Source organism: Pseudomonas sp. DWP2-2 (assembly GCF_049897065.1).
GTDB classification, from domain to species: Bacteria; Pseudomonadota; Gammaproteobacteria; order Pseudomonadales; family Pseudomonadaceae; genus Aquipseudomonas; species Aquipseudomonas paracarnis.
On record NZ_JAFCVN010000002.1, the window covers coordinates 719818 to 745599 of the forward strand.

The following is a 25782-nucleotide window of genomic DNA, read 5'->3' on the forward strand; positions in this document are numbered from 1 at the left end:
GTGCGTTTCCGCGCCAGAGCCGACTGCGTAGCATGCAAAACTTGGAATTGCGGAGTAGCGAGCGGTGTGGGATCTAGTGATGTACTTGGCATTGGGTGCGGCGTTGGGCACCGTGGGTGGGCTGTTTGGCATCGGCGGCGGGCTGATTGCTATCCCGGTACTCGGCGTGTTGTTCGGGCTGGATCAGCAAATTGCCCAGGGCACCGCTTTGGTCATGGTCGTGCCGAACGTGATGCTCGCCCTGTGGCGCTATCACCAACGTAACCGCATCGAGTTGCGTCACGCCTTACCCTTGGGTGTGACCGGCTTTTGCTTTGCCTGGCTGGGATCGATCTGGGCGGTGGGGCTGGATGCGGGCGCCATGCGCATTGGTTTTATTGCGTTCTTGGTGGCGCTGTCTGCCTACAACCTGCTGCGCATGTTTACCCGCAACGCGCCGCCCACCACGCAAATGCGTTATTCCTGGCCCTGGCTTGGCGTCTTGGGCGCGGCATCCGGCTCCATGGGCGGGCTGTTCGGGGTCGGCGGCGCGGTGGTGGCCACACCGGTACTCACCAGTGTGTTCGGCACTACTCAAGTGGTTGCCCAAGGGTTGTCGTTGGCATTGGCGTTGCCCAGTACCGGTGTGACCCTGGTCACCTATGCCTGGCACCACGAGGTGGACTGGATGATCGGCCTACCGCTGGCGGTGGGTGGCCTGCTGAGTATCAGTTGGGGCGTGAAAGTGGCTCATGCCTTGCCGGAGCGCCTGTTGCGCGGCCTGTTCTGTGGCTTTTTGGTGGTGTGCGCGGTGATGCTTACCTTTAAAGTTTGAAGCCTTCGACGATGTAGTCCGCCAGGCACTCGGTGATCGGCGAGGTCATCTGCGGGTTACGCAGCAAGCGCAGGTTCATCGACGGCAAAGTCGGGAAGCCTTCGTCGCTGCCGAGCACTCGCAGGTCGTCGGTGACCAGGCTTTCCATGCTGACCATCGCCGCCAGGCCCGCACTCACCACCGCCAGGATCGCTGCTCCGTTAGAGCTGTGATAGGCCAGGCGATAATCTCGCCCGGCCGCGTCCAATGCCGCACGTGCCCAATGGGTGTACAGGCACTCGTCGCCGGACACCGCCAGAGGCAGGGCATCGTGCTCCTCCACACAAAAGCACGGTGATGCTGCCCATACCATGCGTTCGGTACGCAACAACTCACCCAGATCATTGCCGGGCTCGCGGCTGATCACGGTCAGCGCCAAGTCCCGCCGTTGCATCAATACGGTCGATGCTTCGCAGTGCATTTCGATTTGAATCAGTGGGTAGGCTTTGGAGAACTGTTTCAGGATCCCTGGCAGAAAGCGCATCACATAGTCATCCGGCGTGCCGATGCGCACCAATCCCACCATATGCGGCTCGCGCAGGGTATTGAACACTTCACTGTGCAATTTCAGGATGCGCCGCGCATAACCCAGCAGCACCTGGCCTTCGGGTGTGAGCCGTACCTGCCGGCCATCGCGCTCGAACAGTTTGCGCTCCAACACGTCTTCTTCCAGACGCTTCATCTGCATGCTGACCGCCGATTGAGTGCGATTGACCGTCTCGCCGGCACGGGTGAAACCGCCCTGGTCGGCAATGGCGACGAAGGTGCGCAGCACGTCTGTGTCGATGCTGGGATAGGCGGACAATTGATCAATCTCCGAGATGTAATGCATAAGAAACATTCGTTGGATTGATCATAATGCCAGGCACACACTGTCGTCATCCCCACTGGAGGGCGAGAAGATGAAAGGTCAAAAAGGTTTCATATCGACGGATAACTGGCTGTTTGCTGGGCTTTTTCACACATTCGCGCGTTGGCAGCTGTTGCATCAGGAGCGGCAGATGCTGGCGACCCTGAGCGATGACGCACTCAAGGACATCGGGCTCAATCGCGCCGACGTCGCGCAGGAAAGCCATCGGCATTTCTGGGAAGACCCGCTGCGAAAATAAGCCCGGATGCAGTAGGGTAGGGCGCGAGCCTCAATGGAGATCGCCATGCCCGCCGACCTGTGTATTTCACTCAAGCAAGCTCGACGCATGGCGCTGGCTGCCCAGGGGTTTTCCGGGCGCCAGGCGCCTGCACAGATAAAGGCCACGCACCTCAACCGCTTGATCGAGCGCCTGGGCGTTTTACAGATCGACTCGGTCAATGCGCTGGTGCGTTCCCACTACCTGCCCGTGTTTTCCCGCCTTGGTTCTTATTCCCCATCGATTCTTGAGCAGGCGGCCTGGAGCCTGGGGCGGCGGCGTTCTCTGTTTGAATACTGGGGGCATGAGGCGTCGCTGCTGCCCTTGGCGCTGTACCCGCTGATGGGTTGGCGTATGGAGCGCGCCCGGCAAGGGCAGGGGATCTATTCGCAGATGGCACGTTTTGGCCGTGAACAGCAGGCGACGATCCAGCGCGTGTTGCGCACCGTCGAACAGCAGGGCGCCGTGGGGGCGGGTAGCTTGTCGACCCGCGAGGAGCGTGCCGGTCCCTGGTGGGATTGGAGTGATGAAAAGCACGCGCTGGAATGGCTCTTCGCCGCTGGCCTGGTCACGGTTGCCGGTCGTCGAGGGTTTGAGCGGCTTTATGATCTGCCCGAGCGTGTTATTCCCGCAGAGGTGCTCAGGGTCTCCATGAGTGAAGGTGAAGCGCAGCGTGGCTTGCTGTTGCACAGTGCGACTGCATTGGGTGTCGCCACTGAAAAAGACCTGCGCGATTATTTTCGCCTCGACCCCGCCGACAGCCGCAACCGCTTGGCCGAGCTGGTTGAGGATGGGCAACTGCTGGCGTGCCAGGTGCGGGGCTGGAAACAACCAGCGTATTGCCTGGCGGTGCCCAAACTGCCGCGCAACGTGCCGGCCAGTGCATTGTTGTCGCCGTTCGATTCGCTGATATGGGAGCGCAGCCGCACCGAGCGCTTGTTCGACTTTCGCTATCGCCTGGAGATCTACACGCCGCAAGAAAGACGCGTGTACGGCTATTACGTCCTGCCGTTTCTCCACAACGAACGCATTGCCGCACGCGTCGACCTGCGGGCCGAGCGTGCCCATGGGCGCCTGGCCGTGCATGCCGTGCACGAGGAAGAACCTGGGCTGGATGAGGAAGGTATGTTGGCGCTGGCCTTGAACCTGCGAAAGATGGCCGACTGGCTAGGGCTGGAACAGATCCAGCTCAATTGCCAGCGGCCCAGTGCTGCCCGGTTGAGGGCTGCGATGCTGAACCGGGATGTCAGCCTTTAAGGCCCCTATCGCGGGCAAGCCCGGCTCCCACAGAGAAACGCGTTCAAATGTGGGAGCCGGGCTTGCCCGCGATGGCGTCATCCCCGTCGATAAAACGTCAGCGCTTTACCTGTTTCAAGGTCTCGGCAATCAGGAACGCCAACTCCAGCGACTGATCGGCATTCATCCGTGGGTCGCAATGGGTGTGGTAGCGGTCTGACAGGCCATCTTCGGTGATCGGTCGTGCGCCGCCGATGCACTCGGTGACGTTCTGCCCGGTCATCTCGATATGGATCCCGCCGGCATAGCTGCCTTCTGCCTGGTGCACCTGGAAAAAATCCTTCACTTCGCCAAGGATCTGCGCAAAGTCGCGGGTCTTGTAGCCACTGCTGGCCTTGATGGTATTGCCGTGCATTGGGTCGCAACTCCACAGCACCTGCTTGCCCTCGCGCTGCACGGCACGGATCAGGTTGGGCAAATGGTCGCCGACCTTGCCTGCACCCATACGGGCAATGAGGTTGAGGCGGCCAGGGTCGTTATCCGGGTTGAGGATGTCGATCAGGCGGATCAGGTCCTCCGGGTTCATGCTCAGTCCGACTTTCACGCCGATCGGGTTGTTCACCCCGCGCAGGAACTCGACATGGGCGCCGTCCAATTGACGGGTACGGTCGCCGATCCACAGCATATGCGCCGAGCAGTCGTAGTAATCGTTGGTCAGGCTGTCGCGGCGCACGAAGGCTTGTTCATAGTTGAGCAGTAACGCTTCGTGGGCGGTGAAAAAGCTGGTTTCGCGCAATTGCGGCGAGCTGTCCATGCCACAGGCGCGCATGAAGGCCAGGGTTTCGTCGATGCGGTCGGCCAGTTGGCTGTACTTTTCGGCGAGGGCGGAGTTGGCGATGAAATCCAGGTTCCACTTGTGCACTTGGTGCAGGTCGGCAAAACCGCCCTGGGCAAAGGCGCGCAGCAGGTTGAGGGTGGCGGTGGACTGGTGGTAGGACTGCAACAGGCGGTCCGGGTCTGGCACGCGGCTTTTTTCGTCGAAGCCGATGCCGTTGACGATATCGCCACGGTAGGCGGGCAGGGTGATGCCGTCGATGGTTTCATCGTTGGCCGAACGTGGCTTGGCGAACTGGCCGGCCATGCGCCCGACTTTCACCACCGGGCAACCGGCGGCGAAGGTCATGACAATGGCCATCTGCAGCAGCACCTTGAAGGTGTCGCGGATCTTCGCGGCGGAAAACTCGGCGAAGCTCTCGGCGCAATCGCCACCTTGCAGCAGGAAGGCACGACCCTGGGTCACTTCGGCAAACTGACGGCGCAATTCGCGGGCTTCGCCGGCAAACACCAGAGGCGGGTAGCTCGCCAGGCTCTGCTCCACTTGCTCCAAGTGCGCGGCGTCCGGGTATCGGGGTTGCTGCTGGATCGGCAGGGCTCGCCAGCTATCGGGACTCCAGGGGTGGCTCATCATGAACTCGTTTGCAGGTGGATGTTAGGGCGTCAATGTTAGCAGCAATTAGTGCGTGACCTGTGGTTGCCGCTTGGCCGACAATCGCGCCTTTGTCGTGCGGTAAACCCTTTAGGAGTAGTGATGAGCGAGGAGCGTGTCGAGCGCCTGCTGGCCGAAGTCCATGATGAATTCGGCATGATCCGTGTGCTTGAAGTGGCTGATTACCGCTTTCTCGAATTTGGCGACGCCATCGAGCAAAGCTGTGTGTTCACTGCTGACCCGAGCTGGCTGGAGTACGACTACACCCGCGCGATGCTGATCGGCGCGTTGTGCCATGAACAGCCGGAAAGTGCGTTGTTCCTCGGCCTGGGCGCGGGCACGTTGACCCAGGCATGCCTCAAGTTCCTGGCGCTGGAGGATGTCGAAGCCATTGAGCTGCGCCCCGATGTGCCGCGCCTGGCGATTGAATATCTGGGGCTGGATGACGATCCGCGCTTGTACATCCGCATTGGTGACGCGCTGCAATTGCTCGACAGTGCTGAATCGGCCGATTTGATTTTCGTCGACCTCTACACCGATGTCGGCCCGGGCGTGGGGCATCTGGCCTGGACCTTCCTGGAAAACTGTCAGAAGAAACTCAACCCCGGCGGCTGGCTGGTGATCAACCAGTGGGCCACCGATGACGGCAAGCCGCTGGGGGCGGCGTTGCTGCGTGGGTTGTACCACCGGCATTACTGGGAGCTGCCGGTGAAGGAGGGCAATGTGATTCTATTGGTGCCTTCGGAGCTGGATCAGGTGCTGGACCTGGATGCGCTGTCAGCCCGCGCCGAAGCCTTGGCGCCGCGATTGGGGTATTCGTTGCAGCCGTTGATCAAGGCGATTCGGCCAGCAACTTAGTTGTCAGTTCGGACGCTTTCGCGGGCAAGCCCACAGTCGAGTTGCACTCTGTGTTGAAATGCAATCCCCTGTGGGAGCGGGCTTACCCGCGAAGAGGCTCTCACTGGCGACGGCTAATTCAGTTTGTTCAAATCCCCTTGAACACCCCGGGCCGCTTCTCGACCATCGCCCGAACACCCTCCTTGGCGTCCTCACTGTTGAGCAGTTTATCCACCATGGGCGGCAGCGCGGCGGCTGCGACGGCCTCACCCTCCATGCGCGCCAGGCGTGCCGACATCAACGTTGCCTGCACACCCAGCGGCGCCTGGCGGGCAATGCGGTTGGCCAATTCAATGGCACGGGGCAACAGGTCTTCACTGGCTATCACTTCCTGCACCAACCCCAGGCGCAGGGCCTCATGGGCGTCGAATTCGTCGCCGGTGAGCAGCCAACGCATCGCATTGCCCCAGCCGGCAATCTGATGAAAGCGCAATGTCGCGCCGCCAAACGGAAAGATGCCGCGTTGCACCTCCATCTGGGCGAAGCGGGTATTGCTGGCGCAGAGGTTGATATCCGCCGCCAGCATCAACTCGATACCAATGGTCAGGCAGTAACCTTGGGCGGCGACGATCACCGGCTTGCTCACGCGCGGGCCGGCAAACACCCCCCACGGGTCGCACCCTCCCAGCGGCGGTTGCCAGCCGCCGGCCATTACGCCGCTGACATTGGCCAGGTCCAGTCCTGCGGTGAAGTGATCGCCATGGGCAAACACCACGGCCACCCGTGCGTCATCGTTTCGATCAAATTCGCCATAGGCCAGGCTCAGTTCATTGAGCAAATCCAGGTCAAAGGCGTTGCGCTTGGCCACGCGGTCCAGGCCTAGCAATAGAACATGGCCCTCAAGTGCGCGGCTGACACGGCTACTGCTGGCTTGATTCATCGGGTGTGCCCTCGGGGCGCAGGTGAGGTTTCAGACCAAAGGGTCTCAATGGGTGGGTGAACCGTTTAAGCTCGATAACCAACAGGGCCGGGCCTTTGAAAAATAGACCCTGGCGCATGGATCTGCAAAGCGCGTGACCCAGTGCGGTTTATCGGCGCCTGGCGATAAAAAAAGCTCCCTTTTTCAGCTATTTCCGGTATAGTGCGCGCCGGCCTTTAACCGGGCCGCGTTTAGGTAGCGCAATTCCCCGAAGTCAGCTTCGGCTGCACGTCCGCACAGCGGACTCTTCCTTGACGAATCTTTTTCATTCATTCGTTTTCGCAAATCCCCGCCGACAAAGCAGCCAGGGCGACTCTTGAGTCTCAACACGGCATGCGCAGCTTTGGAGCATGGGTCTTTGCGGATGCACTTAGAGGCAGACCCATGACCCAGGAAACCGGCGGCTTCGCCGCTTTTAATCTTAACCCGAATATTCTTGCAGCCGTCGCAGCGACCGGCTACGAAGAACCTTCGGCGATTCAGCAGCAATCGATCCCGATCATCATGGCCGGTAAGGACATGATTGGCCAGGCGCAAACCGGTACCGGTAAAACCGCCGCGTTCGCCCTGCCTATTCTGCATTGCATCGATCCTGCCAAGCGCGAGCCGCAAGCCCTGATCCTGGCGCCAACCCGTGAGTTGGCGCTGCAAGTAGCAACCGCCTTTGAAACCTACGCCAAGCAAATGCCGGGTGTAACTGTTGTGGCCGTTTACGGCGGCGCGCCTATGGGCCCACAACTCAAGGCAATCCGCAATGGCGCACAGATCGTTGTCGCCACTCCGGGCCGTCTGTGCGACCACCTGCGTCGTGATGAAAAAGTCCTGTCGACCGTGAACCACCTGGTTCTGGACGAAGCTGACGAAATGTTGAAGCTGGGCTTCATGGATGACCTGGAAGTCATCTTCAAGGCGCTGCCAGCGACCCGTCAGACCGTACTGTTCTCGGCTACCCTGCCGCAGTCCATCCGTGCCATTGCCGAACGCCATCTGCGCGATCCGGAGCACGTGAAGATCCAGACCAAGACCCAAACCGTTACCGCGATCGAACAGGCTCACCTGTTGGTTCACGCTGACCAGAAGACCTCGGCTGTATTGAGCCTGCTGGAAGTCGAAGACTTCGACGCCCTGATCATGTTCGTGCGCACCAAGCAAGCGACCCTGGACCTGGCCAGCGCCCTGGAAGCCAAAGGCTACAAAGCCGCTGCGCTGAACGGTGACATTGCCCAGAACCAGCGTGAGCGCGTGATCGACTCCCTCAAGGATGGCCGTCTGGACATCGTTGTGGCGACCGACGTTGCTGCCCGTGGCCTCGACGTTCCACGTATCACCCACGTGTTCAACGTTGACATGCCTTACGATCCAGAGTCCTACGTTCACCGTATCGGCCGTACTGGCCGTGCCGGTCGCGAAGGTCGTGCATTGCTGCTGGTGACTCCACGTGAGCGCCGCATGCTGCAAGTGATCGAGCGTGTTACCGGCCAGAAAGTTGCCGAAGTCCGCCTGCCGGATGCCCAGGCCGTTCTCGATGCGCGCATCAAGAAACTGACCAACAGCCTGGCGCCACTGGTGGCTGACGCTGAATCGACCCACGGCGACCTGCTGGACCGCCTGACCGCCGATATCGGTTGCACCCCGCGTGCCCTGGCTGCAGCCCTGCTGCGCAAAGCTACCAATGGTCAGGCCCTGACCCTGGCAGCCATCGAAAAAGAACGTCCACTGGTTCCGAACAGCGCGCCACGCGGTGATCGTCCAGAGCGTTCCGGTGACCGTCCAGACCGTGGTGACCGTGAGCGTCGTGCTCCAGTGCCATTGGCTGAAGGCCGTGCTCGTTGCCGTACCGCGCTGGGTGCGCGTGATGGTATCGCTGCCAAGAACCTGCTGGGCGCTATCCTCAACGAGGGTGGCCTGGCACGTGAAGCCATCGGTCGCATCCAGGTGCGTGATAGCTTCTCCCTGGTGGAGTTGCCGGAAGACGGCCTGGAAAAACTGCTGGCCAAGCTGAAAGACACTCGCGTTGCCGGTAAGCAGCTCAAGCTGCGTCGCTACCGCGAAGATTGATCCGCCCTTGGGCTGATTGATCGCACATAAAAAATCCCCGACTGGTTCGGGGATTTTTTTTCGCCTCATGTTTTAGGCTCCGACGCGATCAACTGTGAGAGCAGGCAAGCCAGCTCCCACAGGTATAACGGTTTCAGCCAAAGCGATAGATATCCATGCCCAAGGCACCCAGTGTGAAGCCTTGGTGCGCCACGCTGAAATCTGCGCCCGCACCCCGCGCAAAGTACAGCGGCAGCAAATGTTCATCGCTGGGATGGCTGCGCACGGCATGTGGCGCCTGGCGGCGATAGTCATGCAAGGCGGCGTCATCATTGGCCGCGAGTCTGTCGACCACCCAGTCACGAAATTCCCGGGCCCACGATGTAATCGTCTCCGGCCCGGCGCGCCAATCCAGTTCGCCCAGGTTGTGGGTGATGCTGCCGGAGCCGATCAGCAGCACACCCTGTTCGCGCAGGCTCGCGAGTGCATGCCCGACTCGAGTCTGCAAAGCCGGGCCCAGGCGGCTGGGCAAGGACACTTGTACCACCGGGATGTCCGCTGCCGGGTACATTAGCGACAGCGGGACCCAGGTGCCGTGGTCGAAGGGGCGTTGCTCGTCAATACGTGCAGCCAGGCCGTCGGCGTGCAGCAGTTCGACGATCTCACTGGCCAACTGCGGGTCACCCGGCGCGGGGTATTGCACCGCAAACAGCTCGCGCGGAAAGCCACCGAAGTCGTGCCAGGTTTCGGGGGCAGCACTGCCGCTGACCAGCAGGTCCGGGCTTTCCCAATGCGCCGACACCACCACAATGGCTTTGGGCCGTGGCAGTTCGGCAGCCAGGCGCTGCAGCGCAGGACCGCTGGCACCGGGTTGCAAGGCCAGCATGGGCGAGCCGTGGGAGATAAACAGGCTGGGGAGCATGAGCAGGGTCCTGAGGGTTAAGATGGAGTCATCTTCAATCAGATCATCGATCTAAATCTAATATAAGTTTTAGCGCCTTTTGATCGAATTTTCGGAGTGATTCATGCAGCCTGAATTTTGGCAGGACCGCTGGGCGAGCAATCAGATCGGCTTCCATCAGCGCGAGGTCAATCCCTATTTGCAACGGCACTGGCCCGTGCTGGGGTTGCCCGAGGGGGCAAAGGTGCTGGTACCGTTGTGTGGCAAAAGCCTGGACTTGGTATGGCTCAAGAGCCAGGGGTACCCGGTAATGGGCGTGGAGCTGTCGGAGCAGGCGGTTGAGGCGTTCTTCAGCGAGCAGGAGCTTGTGCCGCACATCAGTCAGCAGGGCGCCTTCAAGGTCTACCAGGCCAGCATGATCGAGCTGTGGTGTGGCGATTTCTTTAGCCTCGATGCCGGGGCGCTGGCCGGTTGCAGCGCCGTTTATGACCGCGCAGCGTTGATAGCATTGCCGCCACTGATGCGCGCGCGATACGCAGAGCATCTGAATGCCTTGCTGCCCTCAGGCTGCCAGGGTTTGCTGATTACCCTCGATTACGACCAAGGGCAGAAGGCCGGCCCACCCTTTGCTGTCACGGACGAGGAGGTGCAGGTGCTATTTGCACTGCATTGGGCGTTGGAGCGGCTGGAGGAGCGGGACATCCTGAGGGAGAGCGGAAAGTTCCTGCAGGACGGTGTTGCTCGCCTTGAAGAGCGTGCTTATCGGCTGACCAGGCGCTAAAAGGGTTTTTCCTTTTGTAGGAGCGAGGGGGACGCCTAGTTCTTGCTCGCGAAAGACGTCAACGATAACGCGTGCTTGCTAAATGAACGCGGCGCCTGCGAGTTTTTTGCGAGCAAGCTCGCTCCTACAGAGAGCGGTGAAATCAGCAGGCACAAAAAAGGGGCGATCAGATCGCCCCCTTGTTGAGTCATCCGGCTATCAGCCCCGGCGACGCAGTGCGTCAATCCGCTCTTCCAGCGGCGGGTGGCTCATGAACAGGCGAGCCAGGCCCTGCTTGATGCCGCCGTTGATGCCGAAGGCGGTCAGGCTGTCGGGCATATGCACCGGCAGGCCCTGTTCGGAGCGCAAGCGTTGCAGCGCGCCGATCATTGCGCTGGTGCCCGCCAGGCGTGCGCCGGCTTCATCTGCGCGGAACTCGCGTTTGCGCGAGAACCACATCACGATGGCGCTGGCCAGGAAGCCCAGGACCAGCTCGGCGAAAATGGTCGCCACGAAGTAGGCAATACCACGGCCTTCTTCGTTCTTGAAGATGACCTTGTCGACGAAGTTGCCGATGATCCGCGCAAAGAACATCACGAAGGTGTTCACCACGCCCTGTACCAGCGCCAGGGTGACCATGTCACCGTTGGCCACGTGACCGATCTCGTGGGCCAGCACCGCCTTGACTTCGTCGGGCGAAAACCGCTCCAGCAGGCCCTGGCTCACGGCCACCAGCGCGTCGTTCTTGTTCCAGCCGGTCGCAAAGGCGTTGGCCTCATAAGCCGGGAAAATCCCGACTTCGGGCATTTTGATGCCTGCTTCTTGAGACAACTGCTCCACGGTTTGCATCAGCCATTGTTCATGGCGAGTGCGTGGTTGCGTGATGATCTGGGTGCTGGTGCTCATCTTTGCCATCCACTTGGAGATGAACAGCGAGAACAGCGAACCGGCAAAACCAAAGACTGCACAGAAAATCAGCAGCTGATTGAGGTTCAGATCAACCCCATTGGCCGCCATGAACCCGTTGAAGCCAAAAAGGCTCAGGGTGACGCTGGCAATCAGTACGACTGCCAGGTTAGTGGCCAAGAACAGCAGGATGCGCATCATGGTTGTAGAATTCTCCTCATGCTTAATATGTCGCTCACTGCGGGGTATATAAGGTGCGGCATGGGGTGATTCAACCGGGGGACTATTTCAAACTGTGTCCTACACCGTTGGCGTAGGGCCTTGAAGGGATTTTCCGACCTGTATTGTCAGCCTTGCTCGACCCGATGCTACCCTGTCGCCCCGTGATTATAGGGGGCACGTCATAGGCAGGGGCCAAATGAAGTACAACCGCAAGTAAGTGACACAGAAGTGTTGCCAGATAATCGCTGTACGACCCTTTGTGAGTCGTACAGCTTCAATTGCCTTACTGGCGATAGGACTTCAGGAAGTTACCGATGCGACCAATCGCCATCTCCAGGTCATCCACACGTGGCAATGTCACCACGCGGAAGTGATCCGGCCATGGCCAGTTGAAGGCGGTACCTTGCACGACCAGCAGTTTTTCTGACAGCAGCAGGTCGAGCACGAACTTCTCGTCGTTGAGGATCGGGCAGACTTTCGGGTCGATCCGCGGGAACGCGTAAAGCGCGCCCATGGGCTTCACACAGCTCACGCCGGGGATAGCGTTGAGCAGCTCCCAAGTGCGGTTACGTTGCTCCAGCAGGCGACCTTGGGGCAGGATCAGGTCGTTGATGCTCTGGTAGCCGCCGAGGGCGGTCTGGATCGCGTGCTGGCTCGGTACGTTGGCGCACAGGCGCATGTTGGCCAGCATGTCGATGCCTTCGATGTAGCTTTGCGCATTGTGCTTGGGGCCGGAGATGGCGATCCAGCCGGAGCGGAAACCCGCCACGCGGTAGGACTTGGACAGGCCATTGAAGGTCAGGCACAGCAGGTCCGGGGCCAGGGAGGCGGTGCAGATATGCACGGCGTCATCGTAGAGGATCTTGTCGTAGATCTCGTCGGAGAACACCACCAGGTTGTGCTGACGCGCCAGTTCCAGCATGCCCAGCAATACTTCCCTGGAGTACACGGCGCCAGTGGGGTTGTTCGGGTTGATGATCACCAGGGCCTTGGTGTTGGGCGTGATCTTGGCCTTGATGTCGGCCAGGTCCGGGAACCAGTCGGCGCCCTCATCACACAGGTAATGCACCGGGTGGCCGCCCGCCAAGGTCACGGCGGCGGTCCACAGCGGGTAATCCGGGGCTGGCACCAGGACTTCATCGCCATTGTTGAGCAACGCCTGCATGGACATCACGATCAGCTCGGACACGCCGTTGCCCAGGTAGATGTCCTCGATGCCGACGCCTTCGACCTGCTTCTGCTGGTAGTACTGCATCACCGCCTTGCGCGCGCTGAACAGGCCCTTGGAGTCGCTGTAACCCTGGGCGGTCGGCAGGTTGCGGATCACATCCTGAAGGATTTCGTCCGGCGCTTCGAAACCAAACGGCGCCGGGTTGCCAATGTTCAGCTTGAGGATGCGATGGCCTTCCTCTTCCAGGCGTTTGGCGTGCTTGAGCACCGGGCCGCGAATGTCATAGCAGACGTTGGCGAGCTTGTTCGATTTGCTGACCTGCATGGCGATGTGATCCTGAAAATGAACGATCCCGACGGCGTAGGCACTACCGTAGGGTGAAGCCTGCACGGCCCGCACCCATAAATACGTTTGAATGCCGATGGCGCGGGTGCCAGACTGGCGTTTTGAAGAGGCGCAATCATACGTGCCGCCTGATCCATGGAAAAGACACAGATCAGGGTTTTTCAGTTGCCGAGGTGTACCGATGGATAAGTTGCAGAAAACTGTAGATGAATGGAAGGCGATGCTCGATCCGGAGCAGTACAACGTGTGCCGTCTCAAGGGTACCGAGCGACCGTTCAGCGGCAAGTACAACGCCACCAAGACCGACGGCGTCTACCACTGCATCTGCTGCAACGAGCCGCTGTTCGATTCCAAGGCAAAGTTTGATTCCGGCTGTGGCTGGCCCAGCTTCTATGAGCCGATCGCCGACAGCGCGATGGTCGAGATCCGCGATGTCAGCCACGGCATGATTCGCACCGAAGTCACCTGCGCCAAGTGTGATGCACACTTGGGGCATGTGTTCCCGGACGGCCCCCCGCCGACGGGCCTGCGCTACTGCATCAATTCGGTATGCCTGGAGCTGGTGCCGCGCTAGGCTTGCATGGTCCCTGTAGGAGCGAGCTTGCTCGCGAAAAACGTCAACGATAGGGCGGGTTTCCTGAATGAACGCGGCGTCTGATAGTTTTTCGCGAGCAAGCTCGCTCCTACAAATAAGGCTGTTCTTTCCCTGACTTGAGGCATTGCCATGAGCGACTCCCTGCTGAGCATCCCTTGCACCACCATCAAGGGTGAGCAAAAGACCTTGGCCGACTTTGCCGGCAAGGCCATTCTGGTGGTCAACACCGCGAGCAAATGCGGCTTCACACCGCAGTACAAGGGCCTCGAGCAACTTTGGCAGCAATACAAGGACCAGGGCCTAGTGGTGCTCGGCTTTCCCTGCAACCAGTTCGGCAAGCAGGAACCCGGCAATGAAGGCGCGATATCCGAGTTCTGCGAGCTGAACTTTGGTGTCAGTTTTCCGCTGTTCAAGAAAATCGACGTCAATGGCAGCGATGCCCACCCGTTGTTTGTGCAGTTGAAAAAACAGGCCCCGGGGCTGCTGGGTTCCAAGAACATCAAGTGGAACTTCACCAAGTTTCTCATCGGCCGTGATGGCAAGCAGGTCAAGCGTTTTGCGCCAACCACCAAGCCCCAGGACTTGACCCAGGAGATTGAAGCCCTGCTCAAATGACCGCAATATTGCGGGTACCCATCAGAGGCTGGTTGTCTTCGGTACCCACAGTTCCAGTAAGGCGTTGAGTTCTTCACGGCGAAACGGCTTGGCCAGGTAATCGTTCATTCCAGCGGCCCGGCAACGCTCGCGTTCTTCGGCCATCGCGTTGGCGGTCAAGGCAACAATGGGCAAGTCCGGCCAACGCCCGCTCCGGCGAATTTGTCGGCTGGCCTCATAGCCATCCATCACAGGCATGTTGCAGTCCATCAACACCAAGTCGAAGCGCTGGTCCTCCAGAAGCTTGAGGGCTTCGCCGCCATGGGCCGCGACGATCACCTCACACCCGAGCTTGCTGAGCATGCCCTTGGCCACCAGTTGATTGACCGCGTTGTCCTCCACCAGCAGGATGCGCGCGCGGTGCGCAAGCGGTGCGGTTTCTATCTGGACCGGGTCGAGCACCAGTTGCGCGCCGCTGCGCAGGTTGCGTTGCAGGATCTGGTACAGCGCGTTGCGGCTCAATGGGCGCGCTTGTTGCTGCAGCGGCGCCAGGGCCGTGACTTCTTCGCTGGGCAAAAAGTTACCATAGGCGGTAACCAGCAGAATCGGCGCGCTGATGCCCGGGCGCAAGCGGAACAAGCATTCAGGGCAGTCGGTGATCAACAGGTCGGGCGCCAGCCCGCTCAAATCATCGTCCTGGGAATAGCAGCGCGGTGTCAGCCCCCAAGAGGGCAATAGCGTGGTGAGCAGCTCCGTCAGCCCGCCGCCGGCGTTGGTGATGGCGATCACCTCGCCCGTGAGCGGTGCATAGCGCATGGCAGGCAAATGCGCGGGCAGTGGGAGGTCGGCGCAGAACTGGCTGCCAAAGCCCACCTCCGAGCTGATACTCAAGCGGCCTTGCATGGCTTCGCACAGGTTATGAGTCAACGCCAGGCCCAATCCCGTCCCGCCAAACTGGCGGGTAATGCCAGCGCCGGCCTGGGTGAACGGCTGGAAGATTTTCACCTGGGCTTCCTGGGCGATGCCAATGCCGGTATCGCACACTTCAATGCTGACCCGGCCTTCTAGGGCGCGCAGACGCACATCGACGCGGCCAAAGCGGGTGAACTTCAAGGCGTTGGAGAGCAAGTTGCTGACGATCTGCCGCACACGGGTAGGGTCGCCGACCACCTGGGCGGGAAATTGCGGGTCGATCAGGCAGGTCAGCTCCACGCTCGGAGCGGCATTTTGCGAGAGCAGGTTGGCGGTATCTTCCACCAATGAGCCCAGGTCGAACGGGATATGCTCCAGTTCCAGCTGGCCGGCGTCGAACTTGGACAGGTCAAGAATATCGTTGAGCAACTCCACCAGCACTTTGCCTGAGTCATGGGCAATGGACAGTTGCTGGCGCTGTTCGGCGGTCAGCGGGCTATCCAGTGAGAGGGCAATCATGCCCAGCAACCCATTGAGCGGCGTACGAATTTCATGGCTCATATTGGCCAGGAATGCTGCCCGTGCCTGAGCCATGCCCAGCGCAGTCATTTTCGCCGCCTCCAGCTCATCGTTGGACTGGCTCAAGCGTTGGTTGCTGGCCTTGAGTTCGAGGGTGCGCGCAGAAACGATATTTTCCAGTTGCCCCAAATACTCCGTGAGGCGATCTTCGGCATGGCGCCGTTGCTGGATCTCGGTTTCCATGTTTTCGAATTGTTGGTTGGCGACGCTGACCAGCACGCCGATTTCATCGTGTTCATGCCCCGGTGGGCAATCCAGGCGCGCCTGTTTGCGTGTGCTCAGCTCGCGGATAATGCGCACCAGCGGTTGGGTGAGCATTACGTAGAACAGGCCGAGCAAAATCCCGGTGAGCAGCAGGCTGCGGGCGAAGCCGTTGAGCAGAGTGATCTCGGCGCGATGCAGGAAACGGCTGCCAAAGGCATAAGTATCGACGTCCAGGCGTAGCACACCAAGGGAGTCGTTGGGCATATGGCTGAGAAACAGTCGGTCTTCGAATTGGCGATTGGCACCAAACAGAAAATCGCTGACCGGCCGATAGTTGCTTTCCTTGCGCGGACGGTTGACGTCGGCCAGCACCACGCCATTGTTGTCGATCAACTGCGCGCGGATGATGGCGGGGGAGTGCAGCAGGCCCAAGGTCAGTTCCTGGGCGAGTTCGGCATCGATGTTGTAGGCGATTCTTGACGCCGGGTTATGGCTGATTTCAATCAGTGAGCGTATTTCACGGTTGATGGATGCGTCTTCACTGGCATAATCAATGCCGATTTGGATCAGACTGAGCAGGGTTCCCAAGACGAAACCGACCAGCACAGTTAATCTGGCTTGTTTATAAGACAAGCGGTGGGCGAACTTGATATCCATCGAGTGTTGAACCACTTAGCGTTTCCCTTCGCCCGGCAAGCATAGCTGAACATCCACAAGCTTTGGCTCGCCCGGCATGAATCGTTTGTTTGATGCAGCCCTACAGTTTGCCGCAGGGTTGCCAATACGCCATCTTTTGCAAGAAGTTGCCAGAGGAATAGCTGTGGATTCTCGATTGAATGCCTTTCTTGAGCGCGCCGATGCGGTGCTGGCTCGCCTGGAACCGTTGTTACCCGCCCCACGTCAGGCGATCGACTGGCACCAATGCCTGGCCGCCCGCTGGCAGCGCGAAGGTCGCAATGGCTTCCTGTTACCGTTGGAAGTGAGCCTGGACATGCGCCTGTCGGACCTGATCGGTGTCGACAAACAACGTGAACAACTGGCGCGCAACACCCAACAGTTCCTTGATGGGTTACCCGCCAACCACGCCCTGTTATGGGGTTCGCGTGGCACCGGCAAGTCTTCCATGGTCCGGGCCTTGCTCGCCCAGCACGCCAACGCCGGCCTGCGTCTTATCGAGATCGAGCGTGACCACCTGGCTGACCTGCCGCGGGTGGTCGAGCAACTGGTCAAGCTACCACAACGCTTCATTTTGTTTTGCGATGACCTATCGTTCGAGGCCGGCGAAGGTGACTATCGCGTGCTCAAGAGCGTGCTGGATGGTTCCCTGGAACAGGCGCCGGAAAACGTGCTGCTGTACGCCACGTCCAACCGTCGCCACCTTGTGCCGGAAAACCAGAGCGACAATGACAACTGGAAACGCGTGGACGGCGAATTGCACCCGAGCGAGGCGGTTGAAGACAAGATCGCCTTGTCGGATCGTTTTGGCTTGTGGTTGTCCTTCTACCCCTTTACCCAGGAGCATTTCCTGGATGTGGTGGAACACTGGATCGGTGAGTTGGCCAGCAAGGCCGGCTTGCAGTGGCAACGCGATGAGCAGCTTGACGTTCTCGCGGTGCGTTGGGCCACTGGGCGCGGCAACCGCAATGGCCGGTGCGCCTACCAATTCGCCCGTTACTGGGTGGGTCTTAAATTGCTGGAACGTCAACCATGATCGATTTACAACAGGCCGGCAGCGGCCTTGATGGCTATGCCATGCTCTGCGCGCAACTGGAGTCATTGCTGGCTGATGAGCGCGATTTTATTGCCAACAGTGCGCAGTTTTCCGCGTTCCTGTTCAACCAGTTGGATGACTTGAACTGGGCTGGCTTTTATCTCAATCGTAACGAAGAGCTGGTGCTTGGGCCCTTTCAGGGGCAGATCGCCTGTGTGCGCATTCCGTTTGGTCGCGGCGTGTGTGGTGCGGCTGCGGCCTCACGGAAAACCCAGCGCGTGGAGGACGTGCACGCGTTCCCAGGCCATATCGCCTGCGACAGCGCTTCGAACAGTGAATTGGTGGTGCCATTGGTCAAGGACGGCCAACTGATTGGTGTCCTTGACCTCGACAGCCCATTGCTGGGCCGCTTTACCCCTCAGGACCAGGAGGGGATTGAGCGGCTGGCGGAGATTTTCCTGCAGTTGACCGACTGCTGAAGCGGTGGGTACTTATGCTGGTCGCGGTAGGAGCGCATTTGCTCGCTCCCGCCACGACGGGCCCTGGTGCTATGGGGCTTGCAGTTCATCGAGTTGAACCCGCAGCATCTTCTCCAATTCCAGCATGAGCTGTTCCAGGGCCCTGATGCCGCTTTCGATCACGGCCCACTCCTCATTGCGAGAACAGGTTTGCTCCAAGGCTTCGCATTGCCCCGCCAACGAATGGGCTTGAACGATGCGGGCGGCACCCTTGATCTTGTGGGCTTGCTCAATGATGTCCGAGGGGGGCGCGTGTCGATCCCGCAGTTCGATAAGGACCTTGCGGTCGTGAAGGCTGCTGCTCAGCAGCTCCTCCAGCAAGCGTCGACTCAACTGTGGATCACCGCCGGTCAGCGCTTCCAGGCATTCGAGGTCCAGCCGTTGGGGCACGGCTTCAGGGGCGATATGTGCCAGTTGGCGCTCTAATACGGTAAGGCTGATGGGTTTGAACAGGCAGTCATCCATGCCGGCTTGCACGCACCGTTGCCTTTCCTCCGGCTGGGCGTTGGCGGTAAAGCCCAGTACCACGCAGGGCACCAATTGTTCGCGTTGCTCATATTCACGGATTGAACGACTCAGTTCGTAGCCATTCATGATGGGCATGTTGCAGTCGGCAATTACCAGGTCGAAATGCTCTTTACGCCAGGCCTGGAACCCTGCGGCTCCGTGCTCGGCAGCGATGAATTTATGCCCCAGGTAGCCCAATTGCTGGCACATCAGCAGGCGATTCGCCGGATGGTCGTCTACCACCAGTACGTTAAGCACCCGTGCGGTGGCCGGCGTTGGCGGCGTGTGTTCACCCACCGCCTGGATCGCTTGCAGGCGAGGCATGCTCAGGTTGACGTGCACCTGGGTGCCGACCATGGGCACGCTGCTCAGGCTCAATTGGCCGCCCATCATCGCGCACAGGCTGCGGCAGATCACCAGACCCAGGCCCGCGCCACTGCGCGCCAGTTGCCCGGAGTTGTCCGCCTGGGCAAAGGGTTCGAACAGGCGCTGTTGGTCATCCCGGCTGATGCCGATGCCGGTGTCTTCCACCACCAGTTTCAGCTCGATCTGCTCCGGGGCCTGGGTAGGCTGCAGCTCGACCTTGATCTTGACCTGCCCTTGTTCGGTGAACTTGATCGCGTTGCTCACAAGGTTCGATAGCACCTGCTTGAAGCGCAGCGGGTCTATCAGCACCTCGATATCGTTCAGGTCGGGTTTGAACTCCAGCAGCAGGCTGAGGGTTTTCTGCCGTGCGAGACCGTCGAAGACGCGCACCACTGATTCAATTACCTCCCGCAGGTTGACGCGCTCCGGCGCCAGGCTGAGGCGGCCGGACTCGATACGCGCGATGTCGAGAATGTCACCGATCAGCTCCAGCAGGTCTCTGGCCGAGTTGTACGCCACCTCGATCGCCGGACGGTCAAGGTGTCCTTGGTCGGCGCGCTTGAGCGTCAGTTCGAGCATGCCGATCACAGCGTTCATCGGGGTACGAATCTCGTGGCTCATGGTAGCCAGGAACGTGCTCTTGGCGCGGTTGGCTTCGTCGGCGCGCTCCTTGGCAGCGCGTAGTTCATCGAATAGCTGGCGTCGGTCACTGATATCGATCCAGCCACCGATGATGCCCTGGACTTCACCCGTAGAGTCGCGGTAGGGAAGGATCCAGTGATAGATGGTCAGTTTCTTGTCGTGGATATGCAGGCTGCGATCGAGGATCAGCGGGTTACCCTCGGCCACCACACGCAGATAGTCAGCATGATACTGGGCTGCCTCCGACGCCAGCGCCATGGTCATCTGGGTCACGCTTTTGCCGATCACCTCTTCGCGCTTGACGTCGAACACCTGCAGGTAGCTGTCGTTACAGGTCTGCAACAACCCATTGCGGTCGCGCACGTAGATCGGATGGGGCGTCTCATTGACCAGTGCACGCATGAACTCGAACTGATCGTTGAGGGCACGTTCGGCCATTTTTCGATGCTTGATCTGGCGACGCATGTAGGCGTTCCAGGCTAGGGATATCAACAGCAACAGCCCGGTGCCGATGATGATTCGCGCGATCAGTTGATGGTAATTACGCCAGTAGCTGTCCGATGCGGCGGTGTAGCCACGCCAGCGACTGTTGATTACGCCCATTTCATCCGGGGCAATGCTGAGCAGCGCCTTGTCGAGTATCGAGCTCAACTCCGTGGCTTGGCGCGAGGTAGCAAGAGAGAAGGTCGCTGGGGTCGTGCCGATGCTGGCGCTTATTTGCAATTTATCCTGGAAGACCTGGGATGACAGGAAATAGTTGGCGATCACCAAGGTATTCACTGCCCCATCCACTTGTCCCTGTGCTAGCAGCTCCGATGCTCTGAACGTATCACTGGTTTCCACCAGTTGAACCTGCGGGAAGTCTTTGCTCAAGGTCGCGGCCAGTGGGTTGCCTCGGGTGATTGCCAGACGCTTTCCTGCCATCTGCTCCATGTTCGAGGGGGCACCTTGCTCTCTGCGTGTCAACAATACATAGGAGTTTTCCAGGTAGGGGCGGCTGAAATTAAGCTGCGAATCTCGTTCGTTGCTGGGCACGATGGCACCGATCATATCGACTTTCTGGGTCGCGACCTGGTCGATCATCGCGCTGACATCGCGCCCGCGCTGCACCGAAAAACGCAGGCCGGTGCGCAAGCGAATCAACTCCAGCAAGTCGGCGGTGATGCCGCGAAAGTTGCCGTCTGCATCGAAGAACGTCAGGGGCGCGAAAGTTTCGTTGACGACCACGGTGACCACCGGATGCTCTTTGAGCCAGCGCTCTTCGCGCTGGGTCAGTTGCAGCTTCTTGTCGGTCAGCAGGATGTCGCTGCCGGCGCTCCAGCGCTTGGCAATACTGTCCCTTTCGTTGATGGGCACTGAGGCCAGGGCTGAATCGACAATGCTGAGGAGCATCCGGTTGTCCTGGCGCGTGGCAAAACTGAAACCATAAGCTTCATGTTTGCCGAAGTTGGCCATGCGAATGTTCTTGAGATAGCCCTTGTTGATCATGTAATGGGTGGAAATGGTGTCACCGAGAAACACATCCGCCTGATCGAAGGCCACTGCATTCAAGGCATTCTGATAGGACGGGTAGGCGCGGATGCTCGCCTTGGGGTACAGCTTCTCCACCTCATTGAGCGGCAGGTAGTGATAGACAAGGCTCAGGCGCAGCCCATCGAGGCCTTCGCTGAGGCTGCGGGTTTCTCCCTCGCGCGTGACCAGCACCGGCTGGTCCACGGCATAAGGTTCGGAGAGGATAAGATTTGGCGTCGCAGCTTCAAACCCGTTTGAGGAGCCCAGCAGGTCAATTTCCCCGTCTTCCAGGGCGCGAATGGCCGCCGCTCGGGAGGGGTAGCGCATCACATTGATTGGCAGGGAGAGTGCCTTGGCTAGTAATCCTGCGTAGTCGGCGGTAAGGCCTTCGTAGTCATGGCCGCTGGAAGTGAGGTCGAAGGGCGGGTAATCAGGTGTGGATGTCCCCAGCGTGAGTTCACGTTTGTTCTGCAGCCACTGGCGCTGGGCCTTGTCAAAATGAGTGTCCAGTTGAACAGCTCCCGCACGACTCAAGAGGGTGAAACGTTCCGGGCTGGTTTGGTGCTCCGCCAGCACGGTAGTGCTGAAGTACAAACCGGCACTTAATATAATCAGATAGTCCTTTATACGCCTGGGCATCCGCTTTCTCACACTAGCGCGTTTCGTTTTGCCATCTCGATGAGTTCTACCAAGGATTTGGCTTTGAGTTTCTGCATGAGTCTCTTTTTATAAGTACTGACCGTCTTGTTGCTTAAAAACATACCTTTGGCAATTTCCTTGTTAGTGCGACCTTGCGCAAAAAGTTGCAGGACCATCAACTCTCGGTCATTAACTGACTTGAACAGTTCCAGCTCCTGGACATCCATGCCTTCGGCTCCGGGGCCACTCAATGCCTGGCTGGGGAAGTAGTTGTAGCCGGACAGGACAGCGCGAATGGCGCTCAGCAATTCGCTCAGGTCACCCTCCTTGCACACGTAGCCTTCGGCGCCCGAGCGCATGCACCGCGTAGCAAATAGCGTCGGGCACTGGGCCGTGAGCACCAGGGTCTTCATGGAGGTGTTCATGGCATTGAATCGGCAGAGCACCTCGAGACCGTCGAGTTTCGGGATGCTGATATCCAGAATCACCAAGTCTGGAAGGCACTCACGGACCATTTGTATGGCATCGCACCCGTTGTCTGTTTCGCCGACGACCTTGTAACCTTCGTGCTCCAGCAACATTCGAATAGCAAGCCGGATAACGGGGTGGTCATCGATAATAAAAACTGAGTTCATAATCACATTCCATGCAGGTGCAAATAAAGCGGGCACATTAGCTCAGAAGATAAGGGCACGGCATGAAGCGCACGAGCAGTAGATGCAAAACAGGAAAGTTCCTACAATTAAAAAGGTATACGCCTACAAGTTGATGGGTAGTCGTGACAGAGCATGTGAGCGTTTCAAACGCAATCGTGGCATGGTGATAGGCTTGAGTTTTTACGGCGGGCTTCGTAGCGTATTTCGTCGAAGAAGATGTTTAAAGTCCTACGTAGGGGGGGTAAAAGTTAAGCCGATTAACTTTTCAAGTTCGTCCTTGTTCAACGGTTTTGATAAATAGCCAAGAAGCGGAAGACTTCGTTGCGAGGCTTGTTTTGTCAGGCTCATCAGTTCTGGCGTGGGTAACCCGCTTAACAGAATAGCGCTGGTAATGAAGCGCCGACGGCTGGCGATTTCCACTAGTTCAAGTCCGGGCAGGTCGGGCAGGCATTGGTCGCACAACATCAGGTCAAAGGGATGTTCGGACTGGCTCATTGTGCGTATGGCCTGCTCTGCGTTTTCCACCGCAGTCAGTTGATCGAAGCCGAAGCTGTTGAGCAGGCATTGGGTGGCCAGAAGTTGAAACGGGTGATCCTCCACCAAAAGAATACGAAGAGAGTATCTGGGCATAGAAAGCACACAGTGAGGCAAGCGTCGATGGGGGCAGTAGAATTGCTCGGTCGGTTGGGAACGCGTGATTATTCTTCGGATGCTTGTACGAATTCGATCAGTCCGCTCTGTTCCCATCGTAGGGCAATTCGTTTCAGGGAACAGGCGGTCGGATGCAAGCGTTACTGAGGGCTGGAACGCCCAGTCATTTCCCGTGCCATTTCGGTGGCGTAGCTGTCGGTCATACCGGCAATGAAGTCGATCATTCGCAGGAACGAGGCGTGCAGTGGCCAGGCGGGGTCCGGCGCGCTGTTGCCCAGCAAATCGAGAATGCGCCGATTCTTGAACGACGGTGTTCGCCCGCCATGTTGTTCAAGGGCCGCGCCGCAGAACGCGTTCAGCAGGATTTCCAAGGTGGTGTAAGCGCCGATTTCATGCAATGTCTTGCGCTTGTCCTGGAAAATTTTCTTGCGCGCCATGTCTTTGGCATCCAGCACGCAGCGCTTTGCCGGGCCGTGCATATGCTCCACCAGGTCTCCCTGCAGCGTGCCGGCCAGCAGGGCGTCCTGCTGTTCGACAAACGCCTGCGCAGCCGCATTGGTCAGGTGCTCGATGGCTTTGCCACGCAGGATCGCCAGCTTGCGTCGGCGAGAGTCCAATGGGCCCAGCTGGCGATAGGTTTGTGGCAGGTCATCACCGACCAGGTCGAGCAACAACGACTCCACTTCGCTGTACTGCAGAAGCTCCATTTCCAGGCCATCTTCCAGGTCGATCAACGCGTAGCAGATGTCGTCGGCTGCCTCCATCAGGTAGACGAGCGGGTGACGCGCCCACCGTTGTTCCTCTAACTGGGGCAAGCCAAGCTTGTGGGCGATCTGCTCAAGAATTGGCAACTCGCTCTGGTAACAGCCGAACTTGTGTTTCTTGTAGCCCAGCGAGTCGGCGTGACGGGCAGTCCAGGGGTATTTGAGGTACGTGCCCAAGGTGGCGTAGGTCAGCCGCGTGCCGCCGTCGAACTGGTGGTATTCAAGTTGGGTGAGTACCCGAAAGCCCTGGGCATTGCCTTCGAAGTTAAGGAAGTCATTGCGTTCGGCGCTGCTCATGCCATCCAGCCAACCTCGCCCGGCGGCCTGTTGGAACCAGTGGCGAATGGCGTCTTCGCCGGAATGCCCGAATGGCGGGTTGCCGATGTCATGGGCCAGGCAGGCCGATTGCACCACCATGCCCAGGTCGCTGGGGTCGCACCAGTCGGGCAGGGCGCTGCGCAGGGTTTCGCCCACGCGCATGCCGAGTGAGCGCCCCACGCAGCTGACTTCCAGGGAGTGGGTCAAGCGTGTGTGGATATGGTCGTTGCTCGAAACCGGATGCACTTGGGTCTTGCGTCCCAGGCGCCGGAATGCGCCGGAGAAAATAATGCGGTCGTGATCTTTGTGGAAGGGGCTGCGGCCCAGTTCTTCAGGGCTGTGCAGGGGTTTTCCAAGACGTTCGCGGGTTAGCAGGGTGGGCCAATCCAAGGCGCAGGCTCTCCGTAGTGTGAATGACAGTTCCAGCTTCCCGGTTCGGCCTTCAAGGGCAGGCGAATCCAGCGGTCGGCCGCGTCGGTATCAATTAACAGGCAGCGCAAAAAACCGCAATGACCAGCAGGTGTCTGGTCATTGCGGTCATCGGCTCACGAGGGTCAGCTTTTGCGCGAAGAGCCTTGCATGGCCAACTTGATCAGGGGGATCAAGCCGGCACCCAGCCGCACCAGGCGCGTGATGCTGCTGATACTGCCGCCCTTGGCGCCCTTGCCGGTAAAGAAGCCCATCAGCGTAACCGCCGCCACGCCCCACAACGGCGCGTGCTTGATGCCCAGGCTGTCCTGCCAGTTGTGGCGCATGTTGCGCATTTTGTGCAGGGGCGCCATGAGTTGTTGGGACTCATGACGGATTTCCTGGCGGTGCATTTCCATGCGCAGGCGAATCAAGGCTTTGCGCATTTCCCGGCGAGAAGTATTTTGCGGGATCTCAGTCATGCTCATGGCAGCAGGCGCTCCCGGTCATTGGCCAGTTCTTCAAGCGTGGCGTGGAAGGGCGTTGACTCATCGAATACCGCCGCCTTCAAGCGCACACCGCAGAACGCAGCGGCCAGGCTGTAGAACACGCAGAGGCAGATGATGCCGGTCAGGCGGTAGCCCGTGTCCCACACCAGGATCATCACCAGCGTCGACAACCCCACCAGCAACAGCAGGGCAAACACCAACGCCAGGCCGGCAAACAGCAACAGGCTGACGGTACGGGCCTTTTGCTCTTGTAATTCAATGCCGAACAACTCGACATGACTGTGCAGCAAGCCCAGCACAGCTGCGCCCAGGCGTCGGGAAGTTGAACCGCTTGCTGAGGAATGTGCGCTCGTGGATGAGCTGGATTCGCCGATAGACATGGTTAGCGCCTTGTAGCCAATAGACCGATCAAAAAGCCTACGCCGGCAGCAATGCCGACTGACTGCCATGGGTTGGCTTGCACGTAGTCTTCGGTGGCGGTGATTGCCGCCTGGCCGCGCTCGCGCAATGAGTCTTCGGTCAGTTGCAGGGTCTCGCGGGCCTTGAGCAGGCTCTCGTGGATCTTGGTGCGCAGCTCGTCAGCCTGGTCACCGGCCAGCACGGCAGTGTCGTCCAGCAGCTTTTCGGTATCGCTGACCAGGGTTTGAAAATCCTCCATCAGTATCTCTTGAGCAGTCTTTGCTGTTTTACCGGCCATGGTTATCTCCGTGGGTAGCTGATCTGTACGTGTGGTTTCGAGTCGCGGCGTTCGCTGAAGGTTCATTGCAATTGTGTGGTACAGCTTTTGCTTTGCCTTGGTGCGCAGGCCTTGGAGCCTGCGCTGAATCCGGGCGGTCG

24 protein-coding genes are annotated in these 25782 nt (G+C 59.3%); 10 read left to right on the forward strand and 14 right to left on the reverse strand.

The features are described 5' to 3' along the window. Window positions 1-64: 64 nt before the first annotated feature. Window positions 65-814, forward strand: a complete 750-nt coding sequence (locus ACP7CZ_RS07380) for a sulfite exporter TauE/SafE family protein (protein WP_034127144.1) — start codon at window positions 65-67, stop codon at window positions 812-814. On the opposite strand, the gene ACP7CZ_RS07385 is transcribed toward ACP7CZ_RS07380, so the two are convergent. Beyond that, window positions 804-1685, reverse strand: a complete 882-nt coding sequence (locus ACP7CZ_RS07385; RefSeq protein WP_054897900.1) for a LysR family transcriptional regulator — start codon at window positions 1683-1685, stop codon at window positions 804-806. The genes ACP7CZ_RS07380 and ACP7CZ_RS07385 overlap by 11 nt on opposite strands. Window positions 1686-1755: 70 nt before the next feature. On the opposite strand from ACP7CZ_RS07385, the gene ACP7CZ_RS07390 reads away from it, so the two are divergent. Next, window positions 1756-1962: a DUF1127 domain-containing protein gene (locus tag ACP7CZ_RS07390; protein ID WP_054920152.1), complete on the forward strand. Its 207-nt coding sequence runs from the start codon at window positions 1756-1758 to the stop codon at window positions 1960-1962. Between the two features lie 45 nt (window positions 1963-2007). Beyond that, window positions 2008-3237, forward strand: a complete 1230-nt coding sequence (locus tag ACP7CZ_RS07395) for a winged helix-turn-helix domain-containing protein (RefSeq protein WP_096144168.1) — start codon at window positions 2008-2010, stop codon at window positions 3235-3237. 97 nt (window positions 3238-3334) lie between these two features. On the opposite strand, the gene ACP7CZ_RS07400 is transcribed toward ACP7CZ_RS07395, so the two are convergent. Next, on the reverse strand, window positions 3335-4681 hold the full coding sequence (locus ACP7CZ_RS07400) for a class II 3-deoxy-7-phosphoheptulonate synthase (protein ID WP_181124393.1): 1347 nt from the start codon (window positions 4679-4681) through the stop codon (window positions 3335-3337). 123 nt (window positions 4682-4804) lie between these two features. Here ACP7CZ_RS07400 and ACP7CZ_RS07405 point away from each other — a divergent pair, with 123 nt between their 5' ends. Further along, the gene (locus tag ACP7CZ_RS07405) at window positions 4805-5560 is read left to right on the forward strand and encodes a spermidine synthase (RefSeq protein WP_034127149.1); all 756 of its coding nucleotides are present in this window, start codon (window positions 4805-4807) and stop codon (window positions 5558-5560) included. Between the two features lie 127 nt (window positions 5561-5687). Here the strand turns inward: ACP7CZ_RS07405 and ACP7CZ_RS07410 are convergent, their stop codons facing one another. Next, a complete protein-coding gene (locus ACP7CZ_RS07410) occupies window positions 5688-6479 on the reverse strand; it encodes a crotonase/enoyl-CoA hydratase family protein (protein ID WP_072448170.1) in 792 nt (263 codons plus the stop codon). A gap of 423 nt (window positions 6480-6902) precedes the next feature. Here ACP7CZ_RS07410 and ACP7CZ_RS07415 point away from each other — a divergent pair, with 423 nt between their 5' ends. Further along, complete coding sequence (locus ACP7CZ_RS07415) at window positions 6903-8576, forward strand: DEAD/DEAH box helicase (RefSeq protein WP_014717677.1); 1674 nt, start codon at window positions 6903-6905, stop codon at window positions 8574-8576. 133 nt (window positions 8577-8709) lie between these two features. On the opposite strand, the gene ACP7CZ_RS07420 is transcribed toward ACP7CZ_RS07415, so the two are convergent. After that, a complete protein-coding gene (locus ACP7CZ_RS07420) occupies window positions 8710-9477 on the reverse strand; it encodes a DODA-type extradiol aromatic ring-opening family dioxygenase (RefSeq protein WP_089042692.1) in 768 nt (255 codons plus the stop codon). Window positions 9478-9580: 103 nt separating this feature from the next. Here ACP7CZ_RS07420 and ACP7CZ_RS07425 point away from each other — a divergent pair, with 103 nt between their 5' ends. Beyond that, a complete protein-coding gene (locus tag ACP7CZ_RS07425) occupies window positions 9581-10237 on the forward strand; it encodes a thiopurine S-methyltransferase (protein ID WP_294156502.1) in 657 nt (218 codons plus the stop codon). A 198-nt stretch (window positions 10238-10435) separates the two neighbouring features. Here the strand turns inward: ACP7CZ_RS07425 and htpX are convergent, their stop codons facing one another. Together htpX and ACP7CZ_RS07435 are read right to left on the reverse strand one after the other, a co-directional pair. Further along, window positions 10436-11323: a protease HtpX gene (htpX, locus tag ACP7CZ_RS07430; RefSeq protein ID WP_003189904.1), complete on the reverse strand. Its 888-nt coding sequence runs from the start codon at window positions 11321-11323 to the stop codon at window positions 10436-10438. A 304-nt stretch (window positions 11324-11627) separates the two neighbouring features. Continuing rightward, window positions 11628-12839 carry a pyridoxal phosphate-dependent aminotransferase gene (locus tag ACP7CZ_RS07435; protein WP_044273990.1) on the reverse strand — a complete coding sequence of 404 codons (1212 nt, stop codon included), beginning with the start codon at window positions 12837-12839 and terminating at the stop codon, window positions 11628-11630. A gap of 202 nt (window positions 12840-13041) precedes the next feature. On the opposite strand from ACP7CZ_RS07435, the gene msrB reads away from it, so the two are divergent. Together msrB and ACP7CZ_RS07445 are read left to right on the forward strand one after the other, a co-directional pair. After that, entirely contained in the window at window positions 13042-13434 is a 393-nt protein-coding gene (gene msrB / locus ACP7CZ_RS07440) for a peptide-methionine (R)-S-oxide reductase MsrB (protein WP_034127154.1), read from the forward strand. A gap of 150 nt (window positions 13435-13584) precedes the next feature. Beyond that, window positions 13585-14070 (forward strand): glutathione peroxidase, encoded by a 486-nt coding sequence (locus ACP7CZ_RS07445; RefSeq protein ID WP_034127155.1) that lies wholly within the window; start codon window positions 13585-13587, stop codon window positions 14068-14070. A gap of 21 nt (window positions 14071-14091) precedes the next feature. On the opposite strand, the gene ACP7CZ_RS07450 is transcribed toward ACP7CZ_RS07445, so the two are convergent. Next, window positions 14092-16401: a hybrid sensor histidine kinase/response regulator gene (locus ACP7CZ_RS07450; protein ID WP_034127156.1), complete on the reverse strand. Its 2310-nt coding sequence runs from the start codon at window positions 16399-16401 to the stop codon at window positions 14092-14094. A gap of 163 nt (window positions 16402-16564) precedes the next feature. Here ACP7CZ_RS07450 and ACP7CZ_RS07455 point away from each other — a divergent pair, with 163 nt between their 5' ends. Beyond that, window positions 16565-17455: an ATP-binding protein gene (locus tag ACP7CZ_RS07455; RefSeq protein WP_034127157.1), complete on the forward strand. Its 891-nt coding sequence runs from the start codon at window positions 16565-16567 to the stop codon at window positions 17453-17455. Continuing rightward, a complete protein-coding gene (locus ACP7CZ_RS07460; protein ID WP_054897893.1) occupies window positions 17452-17934 on the forward strand; it encodes a GAF domain-containing protein in 483 nt (160 codons plus the stop codon). Before ACP7CZ_RS07455 ends, ACP7CZ_RS07460 begins: the two co-directional genes overlap by 4 nt. A gap of 69 nt (window positions 17935-18003) precedes the next feature. Here ACP7CZ_RS07460 and ACP7CZ_RS07465 read toward each other — a convergent pair whose 3' ends face one another. From ACP7CZ_RS07465 to ACP7CZ_RS07495, 7 genes are all read right to left on the reverse strand, one after another. Next, window positions 18004-21639 carry a transporter substrate-binding domain-containing protein gene (locus ACP7CZ_RS07465; RefSeq protein WP_252950424.1) on the reverse strand — a complete coding sequence of 1212 codons (3636 nt, stop codon included), beginning with the start codon at window positions 21637-21639 and terminating at the stop codon, window positions 18004-18006. Between the two features lie 8 nt (window positions 21640-21647). Next, on the reverse strand, window positions 21648-22274 hold the full coding sequence (locus tag ACP7CZ_RS07470) for a response regulator transcription factor (protein WP_034127160.1): 627 nt from the start codon (window positions 22272-22274) through the stop codon (window positions 21648-21650). Window positions 22275-22523: 249 nt separating this feature from the next. Further along, window positions 22524-22925 carry a response regulator gene (locus ACP7CZ_RS07475; RefSeq protein WP_034127161.1) on the reverse strand — a complete coding sequence of 134 codons (402 nt, stop codon included), beginning with the start codon at window positions 22923-22925 and terminating at the stop codon, window positions 22524-22526. 161 nt (window positions 22926-23086) lie between these two features. After that, window positions 23087-24418 (reverse strand): deoxyguanosinetriphosphate triphosphohydrolase, encoded by a 1332-nt coding sequence (locus ACP7CZ_RS07480; RefSeq protein ID WP_034127162.1) that lies wholly within the window; start codon window positions 24416-24418, stop codon window positions 23087-23089. A gap of 164 nt (window positions 24419-24582) precedes the next feature. Next, entirely contained in the window at window positions 24583-24924 is a 342-nt protein-coding gene (locus ACP7CZ_RS07485; protein ID WP_034127163.1) for a hypothetical protein, read from the reverse strand. Further along, window positions 24921-25325 carry a phage holin family protein gene (locus tag ACP7CZ_RS07490; protein ID WP_005786473.1) on the reverse strand — a complete coding sequence of 135 codons (405 nt, stop codon included), beginning with the start codon at window positions 25323-25325 and terminating at the stop codon, window positions 24921-24923. The genes ACP7CZ_RS07485 and ACP7CZ_RS07490 overlap by 4 nt, the downstream gene beginning before the upstream one ends. A gap of 2 nt (window positions 25326-25327) precedes the next feature. Continuing rightward, window positions 25328-25642, reverse strand: a complete 315-nt coding sequence (locus ACP7CZ_RS07495; RefSeq protein ID WP_003189926.1) for a DUF883 family protein — start codon at window positions 25640-25642, stop codon at window positions 25328-25330. Window positions 25643-25782 lie beyond the last annotated feature (140 nt).